The 9,722-nt window shown below is 31.9% G+C and carries 8 protein-coding genes and 1 other RNA gene; 7 read left to right on the top strand and 2 right to left on the bottom strand.

Features of this window, described 5'->3' with window-relative positions; all coding sequences use genetic code 11:
- The first annotated feature begins 444 nt into the window (after window positions 1-444).
- The 6 genes from aroA to ssrA all read left to right on the top strand — a co-directional run bounded on the left by aroA (window position 445) and on the right by ssrA (window position 6,219).
- The gene (gene aroA / locus LQ611_RS09960; protein ID WP_107566091.1) at window positions 445-1,788 is read left to right on the top strand and encodes a 3-phosphoshikimate 1-carboxyvinyltransferase; all 1,344 of its coding nucleotides are present in this window, start codon (window positions 445-447) and stop codon (window positions 1,786-1,788) included.
- Window positions 1,789-1,857: 69 nt separating this feature from the next.
- Window positions 1,858-2,091, top strand: coding sequence for a preprotein translocase subunit SecG (secG, locus tag LQ611_RS09955; RefSeq protein ID WP_025906376.1), 234 nt, complete (start codon window positions 1,858-1,860; stop codon window positions 2,089-2,091).
- An 89-nt stretch (window positions 2,092-2,180) separates the two neighbouring features.
- Entirely contained in the window at window positions 2,181-2,921 is a 741-nt protein-coding gene (locus tag LQ611_RS09950) for an alpha/beta hydrolase (protein ID WP_107566090.1), read from the top strand.
- 35 nt (window positions 2,922-2,956) lie between these two features.
- A complete protein-coding gene (gene rnr / locus LQ611_RS09945; RefSeq protein WP_107566089.1) occupies window positions 2,957-5,305 on the top strand; it encodes a ribonuclease R in 2,349 nt (782 codons plus the stop codon).
- A 16-nt stretch (window positions 5,306-5,321) separates the two neighbouring features.
- On the top strand, window positions 5,322-5,783 hold the full coding sequence (smpB, locus tag LQ611_RS09940; protein WP_025906370.1) for an SsrA-binding protein SmpB: 462 nt from the start codon (window positions 5,322-5,324) through the stop codon (window positions 5,781-5,783).
- A 79-nt stretch (window positions 5,784-5,862) separates the two neighbouring features.
- Window positions 5,863-6,219, top strand: a transfer-messenger RNA (tmRNA) gene (gene ssrA / locus LQ611_RS09935).
- Between the two features lie 110 nt (window positions 6,220-6,329).
- Here the strand turns inward: ssrA and LQ611_RS09930 are convergent.
- Window positions 6,330-7,214 (bottom strand): sulfite exporter TauE/SafE family protein, encoded by an 885-nt coding sequence (locus tag LQ611_RS09930; RefSeq protein ID WP_119475528.1) that lies wholly within the window; start codon window positions 7,212-7,214, stop codon window positions 6,330-6,332.
- Window positions 7,215-7,685: 471 nt separating this feature from the next.
- On the opposite strand from LQ611_RS09930, the gene LQ611_RS09925 reads away from it, so the two are divergent.
- Window positions 7,686-8,597: an Ltp family lipoprotein gene (locus tag LQ611_RS09925; protein WP_233695229.1), complete on the top strand. Its 912-nt coding sequence runs from the start codon at window positions 7,686-7,688 to the stop codon at window positions 8,595-8,597.
- A gap of 113 nt (window positions 8,598-8,710) precedes the next feature.
- On the opposite strand, the gene LQ611_RS09920 is transcribed toward LQ611_RS09925, so the two are convergent.
- Complete coding sequence (locus tag LQ611_RS09920) at window positions 8,711-9,487, bottom strand: nucleotidyltransferase domain-containing protein (RefSeq protein WP_204174891.1); 777 nt, start codon at window positions 9,485-9,487, stop codon at window positions 8,711-8,713.
- Window positions 9,488-9,722 lie beyond the last annotated feature (235 nt).

The raw sequence follows: 9,722 nt of genomic DNA, 5'->3' as shown, positions 1-9,722 counted from the left end.
CACCTCTACAATTTTTTCTTAGTCGATTACATTGTACTAAAGTGAGCTATATATGGCTCTTTTTTTATTACACAATTATATGGACATATTCGCTTAACTTCCTAATAAAGCCAAGAGATGGCCCAAGTCATAGCTTAACTTCTGAATAAAGCCAAGAGATGGTCCAATTCGTAGCTTAACTTTCTAATAAAGCCAAGAGTTTACCCAAATCGTATCCTCTCACCGATTAAAGCCAAGACATCCTCCAAGTCGTATCCCCACATCAAATTAAACCAAGAAATCCTTATCTACACAATTAAATTCCACACACTATATACCTCCCGTCTCCCACAACCTCGTTCACCAAACAAATTCTTTAACGCTTTAAATCAATACTATTTTATCATTTCATTCTATTTGAAAATGTTCTATAATAGAGGCAATGAATTTTATAGGAGGATCATAATGACGATTAATTTAAAAAGTGCAAAATCACCTTGGTCTAGTTTAGATGGTGTGGATCAATTATCTCTTCATCCTATTAAAGAAGCATTTAATAAAGAAGTCATGATTCCGGGTAGTAAGAGTGTAACGAATCGTGCTTTTATTTTGGCTGGTTTTAGTAAGGGTACTTCTAAATTATCTGGATACTTAAAGAGTGATGACACATACTGGTGTATGGAAACAATTAAAAAACTAGGTGCGACTGTTGAAGCTGTAGGTGATGAACTTCATATTACAGGTATTAATCGTTCAGAGTTACCTGAGAAACAACAAGTATTTATTGGTTCTGCTGGTACGACTGCACGATTCTTACCAGGTATTTTAGGAACTCAAGAGAAAAGTGAAATCACAATTACTTCAACTGAACAACTTGCTGGTAGACCTCACAAGACTTTACACGATGCGTTAAAACAATTAGGTGTTCAATTAACGTATCTTGAAAAAGAAGGTCAGTTACCTGTAACTATAAAAGGTGCACCGGAAACGGGCGGAAAAGTTTCGATTGCTGGTAATCAATCTAGTCAATTTATAAGTGGTTTATTAATGGCGGCACCTTTATTTAACAAACCAACTGAAATAGAACTTACGACTAAGATAGTTCAAAGCGCTTATGTGGATATTACAATTGAAATGATGAAACAATTTGGCATACATGTCGATGTATCAGATGATTATACACATATGAAAGTAGAACAAGGTGAGTATGAAGCAGCTACTTTACCATTAGAAGCTGACTTATCTACAGCATGCTATTTTATGGCATTAGCAGCACTTAATAAGTCTACGATTAAAATTAATCATTTAAATATGGAAAGTCATCAACCTGATTTAGAAGTTGTCGATATTCTTGAAAGAATGGGTGCAACTGTTGAAAAAGGTCCTGATTATGTTGTGATTTCTGGTCCTGAACAATTAAAAGGGAACTTAACAATTGATATGAATGCTTGCTCAGATCAAGCTTTAACAATTGGCAGTTTAGCTGTATTTGCTGATGGTCCAATTACTATTACAGGTGTAGAACATATACGTCATCATGAATGTAATCGTGTATCGGCATTAACAGAAAGTTTAACAAAATTAGGTATTGAAGTTGCTGAACATCAAGATGGTTGGACTATCACACCGGGTGATGTAAAAGCAGCTACATTAGATACTTATGATGATCACCGTGTTGCAATGTCATTAAGTTTAATGGGTACTAAAGTTGATGGGATTAAATTATTAGATCCTTCATGTGTATCAAAGACTTGCCCAACATATTTTGAAATGTTAGCATCGTTAGGTATATCGGTTGAGTATCATTAATGAAAACTTGAGTGCATATTGTAAATATGCTATAATGCTACTGTTATAATAGACAGGAGGACCGAGTCCATGCATACATTTTTAATCGTCTTATTAATCATCGTTTGTATTGCATTGATTACCGTCGTATTACTTCAAGAAGGTAAAAGTACTGGTTTATCTGGTGCAATTAGTGGCGGAGCAGAACAATTATTTGGAAAACAAAAACAACGTGGAATAGATTTAATTTTACACAGAGTTACAATTATTTTAGCAATTTTATTTTTCTTATTAATGTTAGCAATTACTTACTTCAAAATGTAGTGGTCCGACTGTATTGTCGGACTTTTTTATTTATATACAAGTAAAAAAACGATACAATAGAACTAGATTATGTTAAAGGATGGTCATTCATGAGAATTCAATTACCTAAACCTTTCTTTTTTGAAGAAGGAAAAAGAGCAGTATTACTTTTACATGGATTTACAGGTAATTCATCAGATGTTAGACAATTAGGACGTTACTTACAGAAAAAAGGGTATACATCATATGCTCCGCATTATGAAGGTCATGGTAGACCACCTGAAGAAATTTTGGAATCAAGTCCATATGTATGGTTTAAAGACTGTTTAGATGCATATGATTTTTTAGAAGAAAAAGGATATACTGAAATAGCAGTAGCTGGATTATCACTAGGTGGCGTATTCAGTTTAAAATTAAGTTTAAACAGAGATGTAAAAGGTATTGTAACAATGTGCTCACCTATGTATATAAAAACTGAAGGCACGATGTTTGAAGGTGTGTTAGATTATGCTAGAGAATTTAAAAAATATGAAGGCAAAACACCTGAACAAATTGAAGAAGAAATGAAACATTTTCATCCTACGAATACTTTGAAAGATTTACAAGAAACAATTCAAGGTGTGAGAGATCAAGTAGACGAAGTATTTGATCCATTGTATGTTGTACAAGGTAGACTAGATGAAATGATTAACCCTGATTCAGCTAATATTATTTATAATGAATCATCTTCTGATGACAAAAATATTAAATGGTATGAAGAATCTGGTCATGTTATAACAATCGGACAAGAAAAAGAACAAGTATTTGAAGACGTATATCAATTCTTAGAATCATTAGATTGGTCCGAGTAACACACACATAATATAAACGAGAAAGGAGGCCCACTATGAATCTAAGAGAAGAAGTTGAAGAAATCATCAATGATAAAGAATACAGTCCTATGACCGTAAGTGAATTTCAAGATGCAATAGGACTTAGTAATGCTGATTCATTTAAAGAATTAATTAAAGTTCTAGTTGATTTAGAACAAAAGGGTCAACTAGAAAGAACAAAAACGGATAGATATAAGAAGAAAAGTAACAAATCAGACCTTGTAAAAGGTACTTTAAGTCAACACAAAAAAGGATTTGCCTTTTTAAGACCGGAAGATGACACAATAGAAGACATCTTTATCCCACCTAATCAAATTAACAAAGCGATGGATGGCGATGAAGTATTAGTAGAAGTTGTGCCATCTCGTGGAGATCATAAAGGTAAGATTGAAGGTAGAGTTAAAGCAATTACGACACGTAATATTACGCAAGTAGTTGGTACTTATACAGAAGCGAAACATTTCGGTTTCGTGTTACCTGATGATAAACGTATTACACAAGATATCTTTATTCCTAAAGGTAAAAATCTTGGTGCAATTGAAGGCCACAAAGTATTAGTAGAAATTACAGAATATGCTGATGGTACGCATAACCCAGAAGGTCATGTTAAAGCGATTCTAGGTCATAAGAATGATCCAGGTGTCGATATTTTATCTATCATATATCAACATGGTATTAATATTGAATTTCCTGATAATGTTATTCAAGAAGCTGAAAATGTACCAGATCAAATCAGTCCAGACGAAATTAAAGGTAGAAGAGATTTAAGGGACGAACTTACAATTACAATAGATGGTGCAGATGCTAAAGATTTAGATGATGCTGTCTCTGTAAAAGCTTTAGACAATGGTTTAACAGAACTTACAGTTAGTATTGCTGATGTCAGCTACTATGTAACAGAAAATAGTGAGTTAGATAAAGAAGCATATGACAGAGCGACAAGTGTATATCTTGTCGATAGAGTAATCCCTATGATTCCGCACAGATTAAGTAATGGTATTTGTTCATTAAATCCGCATGAAGATAGATTAACATTGAGTTGTAGAATGGAAATAGACCAACAAGGTGAAGTCATCAGACATGATATTTTTGAAAGTGTTATTCATTCAGATTATAGAATGACATACTCAGATGTAAATGCCATTATTGAAAATGACGATCAAGACATTCGTGAAAAGTATTCAGAAATTACACCAATGCTTGATTTAGCTAAACAACTATCAAAACAATTAATCGCTAAACGTAAAAGACGTGGGGAAATTGATTTTGATATTAAAGAAGCACAAGTATTGGTAGATGAAGATGGTATACCTACAGACATTAAAGTGAGAGAAAGAAATGATGCAGAACGATTAATCGAAAGCTTTATGTTATCTGCTAACGAAACAATTGCTGAACACTTTAGTAAACTCGAAGTGCCATTTATCTATCGTGTCCATGAGAATCCAAAAGCAGAAAGATTAAACCAATTCTTTGAATTTATTTCAAACTTTGGACTTGCTGTTAAAGGTTCAAGTGAAGACATACACCCTGCAACATTACAGAAAATTGTAGAAGAAGTTGCTGGACAGAAAGAAGAAATGGTTATTTCTACTTTAATGTTAAGAAGTATGCAACAAGCTAGATATAGTGAAGATAATTTAGGTCACTTTGGCTTGTCAGCAGATTACTATACACATTTCACATCTCCAATCAGAAGATATCCTGACTTGATTGTGCACAGATTAATTCGTAAATATTTAATTGAAAAATCTATGAAAAGTAAACAAATTAGACATTGGGAAGAAATGTTGCCAGACATCGCTGACCATACATCTAAACGTGAGCGAAGAGCAATTGATGCTGAACGTGATACAGATGACTTGAAGAAGTCAGAGTATATGATTCAACACGTTGGAGAAGTGTTTACAGGTATTATCAGTTCAGTAGCGAACTTTGGTATGTTTGTAGAGCTAGAGAACACAATTGAAGGTATGGTGCATATCTCTAACTTAACAGATGACTATTACAACTTTGATGAGCGTAATATGGCAATTATAGGTGAGCGCCAAGCTAAAGTATTTAGAATTGGTGACAAAGTCGAAGTTAAAGTAATTAATGTTAACGTTGATGAGCGTATGATTGATTTTCAAATTGTTGGTATGCCAATAGCTGAAAAGAATAGAGAACGCTTAGCAAGAGAAAAAACTATCAAAGCTAAAAAACGTGGTACAGCTAAAGAACAAGATAAACCTAATAAGCATAAAAAAGGTAGAGCTAAAGGTAAAAAAGGCGGCAATCAAGGAAAACAAGGTAAGAAAGATAAAAAGCCTTATTACAAAGCAAAAGCTGTGAAAAACAAAGCAAGACGAAAGAAAAAATAGAAAGTAGGTGATGGATGTGCCAAAAGTTCAAAGTAAACCACTAGCACAAAATCGTAAAGCAAGCCATGATTACACAATAGAAGATACGGTTGAAGCGGGTATTGTACTTCAAGGTACTGAAATCAAATCCATTCGCCGAGGCAGTGCAAACTTAAAAGATTCATATGCGCGTGTATTTAATGGAGAAATGTATGTATATAACATGCATATCGCGCCATATGAAGAAGGTAACCGATTTAATCATGATCCATTGAGAAACCGTAAATTACTTTTAAAAAGAAAAGAAATCGATAAACTCTTTGGTATTACAAGAGAAAAAGGGTATGCATTAATTCCACTTAAACTCTACATTAAAAACGGTTACTGCAAAGTTCTTTTAGGTGTAGCTAAAGGTAAACGTGACTATGATAAGCGACATGCATTAAAAGCAAAAGAAGCAAAACGTGACGTTGAAAGAGCAATGAAACAACGATATTAAGCAATTTGTATTGAAAAATCAATCAAAAATTGTTAAGATTAAATATACTTCTGTTAAAAGGAAGTATATTTCTTATTGAGGGGACGTTACGGATTCGACAGGGGTCCCCGAGCTTATGAAGCGTGTCGGAGGGTTGTCTTCGTCATCAACACAACAGTTATAATAACTGGCAAACAAGATAATTTAGCAGTAGCTGCGTAATAGCACTCTGCATCACCTAACCGCATCGCCTATGTGCCGTTAACGTGATTCAACTTAAGTAGGATACGCTCGTCACTGCCGTTTGAAGTCTGGCGAGAAGAGATTAATCAAGCTAGCATTGTCTTCGGGTGTCAGTCCCCTGAGACAACGCGAAACCTTAACGACTAGACTACACACGTAGAAACATTTGTATCAGGATCTCTGGACGCGGGTTCAACTCCCGCCGTCTCCATTATATAGCCTATAACCCTTGTGGTTATGGGCTTTTTTATTTTTGAGTGCACAAATATTGCCACAGTAAACCCCTCTCATCCGCAATGATTGAGAGGGGTTTTTGTCTTGTTTTTATGTACTTGTGTTTAATTTTTTAAATTTACTTTTATAAAATGTTACCAATACTAATGATAACCAAGATAGAATAATCACTATTTTAATAGACCAAATAATATGTGCATTATTAATATATAAGCTAGCCAATGAACTTACATTTGTAAATATTATAAGACCTCCAACTCCTATTGCAAGGACACTAACTGGTAAAGATTTGACTAACCAAGCTGATATAGGAGCAGCTACTACGCCACCTAAGCTTAGGGATAATACTAAAATCCAATTGATTGATGACCAATCTAAAAATATTAAAAAACCTATCGAAGAAGCAATAGTTACAAAAAATTCACTTGCTGAAACTGTACCAACAACGTACCTTGGTTCTAATTTTTTACTTGATAATAACATAGGTGTGTTTACGGGTCCCCAGCCACCACCTCCAATTGAATCAAGTAATCCAGCTACTGCAGCTTGTGGTACTAAAACAAAATTAGATATCTTTTTTACACCAGTAATTTTTGGTTCATCTGGTTTATTTTTAAATAGAAATTGGTAAATGATATAAATACCTAAAGATAATAAGAAAATTGAGATAAATGGTTTGATGAAATCACCATTAATATTACTTAAAAAGAATGCACCTATAAATGCAGCAATTGAACCAGGGATAGCAAGTTTCAAGACTGATGGCTTGTGGACATTTTTAAACTTTAAATGTGATGTTCCAGCTGCGGCAGTCGTAAGAATTTCGGCAAAATGGACTGTTGCTGATGCTATAGCAGGGGCAACTCCAAATGTAAGTAACACTGATGCAGATGAAGCGCCATATCCCATTCCAAGGGAACCATCTACTAATTCTGCTAAAAATCCAGCTAAAGCAAATATAATAATTTTATTCATGTAATAGCCTCCAGTTAATCATTAATTATATTAATCCTATCTGTTTACTAAGGATTAGTACATATAGTATCTTTTATTTATACTTATGTCAATAATATTTATAATTATTATTGTTTAATACAAAATTTATTAGTAATAAATTTTTTGATTTATGGTTAAAATTTTGTGTTTAGCATAGAGATGTTAATGTTCTGTTTTAGTAGAATTAGGATATTTAAATGTAATCTATTAGTGAAGCTATATCGTTAATTTAAGATAAAAATAAACAAAAAACTTTTAAGTTATTTAATTACTGATGTATTTATGATGATTAATCATATAAAATTTTAAAAATTAAATTTAGTGCTTTCATTTTTGAGAAAATAGGTTATTATTATAGATAATATGAAACTTTTAAAGAAATATGTAACGGGATAGAATACTGCTTTTTAGTTCTTCAATAAAAAAATATAATACATGGAGGAAAGCGGAATGGATGAAATGCAAAAAAGGGAATGGGAAGAATTCCAAAATTACAAGAAAAATAAAGGGAAAAATAAAAAGAGATGGTTATGGGGATGTGGCGGTTTCTTAGGTATTTTCGTTATTTTAGCGATAATTTTTGGGGCATGCTCAATGATGTTCAGTAATGTGGATTTTGAAAGTACGGGGAATAATACAAATTCGACTTCTAAAAAGTCAGATGATGTAGATGAAAATAATAATGACTCTAATGATGATTTATCAGATAGTAACAATGATAACGAATCTAATTCATCAAACAATGACAATAATGAATCTGATTCATCAAGTAATGATAATAATGATGACGGTGTGAGTAGAGAATTTAAAAATGCATTAAAAAGCGCACAAGATTATCAAGAATTTATGCCTATGTCAAAAGCTGGTTTATATGATCAACTAACTTCAAGTGCGGGTGACCAATACCCTGAAGATGCAGCTCAGTATGCGATTGATAATTTAGATGCTGACTATAAAGAAAATGCATTAAAAAGTGCTGAAAATTATCAAGAATTTATGCCTATGTCTGACAAAGAGTTATTTGATCAATTAACTTCTGATGCGGGTGATCAATATACACAAGAAGAAGCACAATATGCGATAGATAATATTGAAAATCATATATCAGATGAAGATTCAGATGATGAAGATACTGACGATGAATATGATACTGTCACACGTAGTAACGTAATGGACATAGTAGAAGACTATGAAGGAAGTATATTAGATACTGATACTTATACGTATAGAGAACCTGAAAAGAGAGATGACGGTAGTTGGGGATTCGCATTTTATACTAAAGACGGTGAACTAGCAGGTTCATATATAGTAGATGAAGAAGGCATTGTCACTAAATATGATGAAGATGGTGTAGAAGAATAAATTGAATTTGTATGATTAATAAAAAAGTCCTAGCTAATTTGATTAGTTAGGACCTAAAAAAATAAAAATAAAAAAGTAATAGCTCATCAAATAGAGATGGGCTATTTTTATAGTTATATATTATAAAATTTAGTAGTTACTTTATTAATTATGTATTTACTTTCATTAGATATAGTAATTGTATATTTTTCATCAATGATTTCTAGAACTCTGATAAATTCATTATTAAGTATGATTCTTTGATCAAAAAAATCTTTACTAAGTATATTATTTAATATATTTTCTCTATATGAATTTAATTTAGTTCTTGTACCTTGGTATTTCGACCAATCTCCTAGACTATTAGGTTCTTCGCCAATATCTAAATACCATAAATAACAAAGAATATTAGCCATCATATTAATGGAGTAATTAACATAATGAAACTCTTCTCTTTTTTCTCTTTTATAAGTTTCAATTAGATAAGCTAAATATTTATTTCTTATATAAGCTATTCTTTCTGGTGAAATAGTCACAGTTTTATTTGCCAGAATTTTAATTTGTGATAAAAAATCATTATCATCTTTTAAAATATAGATATTATTCATCCAAATACTTGGTGTAATTTCATCTTTATAGAAAATAAACACATCTATTTTTAATAAATCATCTAAATGTAAAACAGAAAAGTTACTTGTTTTTTCTTCTATAAATAATATGTTTTCAAATAAATCAATGAACTCGCATATGAATTTTTCTCTCTTAGCATCATCATTTATAACAATCCTTAAATCTATATCTGAATAGATATCAGAATCATTCCTTGCAAGACTGCCACCATAAAATGCTGCAAGTATTTCATCTTTTTTATTTATATAATGGTCTATCATAATTTTATATTTTTCCACCATAATCACATCCATTCATCTAGTAAATTTAAAAATAAGATCTTTAAAAGTAATTTTACATTAGAATGGTAAAGCAAGCTATAAGATTACTTTGATAAAACAAATTATAAAAGAATTTAATAAAAGTAATGTAAGATATATAGAATTTTATTATTTTAGTGTATCATTATTATATAGTAAGAGAATTATAATATATAAATAAGGAGTGATAAGCGTGGGATGGCGTCGTTGTCCAAGA

Origin of the sequence: Mammaliicoccus sp. L-M44 (genome assembly GCF_022386355.1) — a bacterium.
Classification (GTDB): domain Bacteria; phylum Bacillota; class Bacilli; order Staphylococcales; family Staphylococcaceae; genus Mammaliicoccus; species Mammaliicoccus sciuri_A.
Note: the sequence above shows the minus strand (reverse complement) of the source record. Positions and strands in the feature narration are given on the sequence as shown.

Excerpts from the sequence above, each read along its gene's own strand:
- aroA (WP_107566091.1), top strand. The coding sequence starts at position 445 with ATGACGATTAATTTAAAAAGTGCAAAATCACCTTGGTCTAGTTTAGAT.
- secG (WP_025906376.1), top strand. The coding sequence starts at position 1,858 with ATGCATACATTTTTAATCGTCTTATTAATCATCGTTTGTATTGCATTG.
- LQ611_RS09950 (WP_107566090.1), top strand. The coding sequence starts at position 2,181 with ATGAGAATTCAATTACCTAAACCTTTCTTTTTTGAAGAAGGAAAAAGA.
- rnr (WP_107566089.1), top strand. The coding sequence starts at position 2,957 with ATGAATCTAAGAGAAGAAGTTGAAGAAATCATCAATGATAAAGAATAC.
- LQ611_RS09930 (WP_119475528.1), bottom strand. The coding sequence starts at position 7,214 with ATGAATAAAATTATTATATTTGCTTTAGCTGGATTTTTAGCAGAATTA.
- LQ611_RS09925 (WP_233695229.1), top strand. The coding sequence starts at position 7,686 with ATGGATGAAATGCAAAAAAGGGAATGGGAAGAATTCCAAAATTACAAG.
- LQ611_RS09920 (WP_204174891.1), bottom strand. The coding sequence starts at position 9,487 with ATGGTGGAAAAATATAAAATTATGATAGACCATTATATAAATAAAAAA.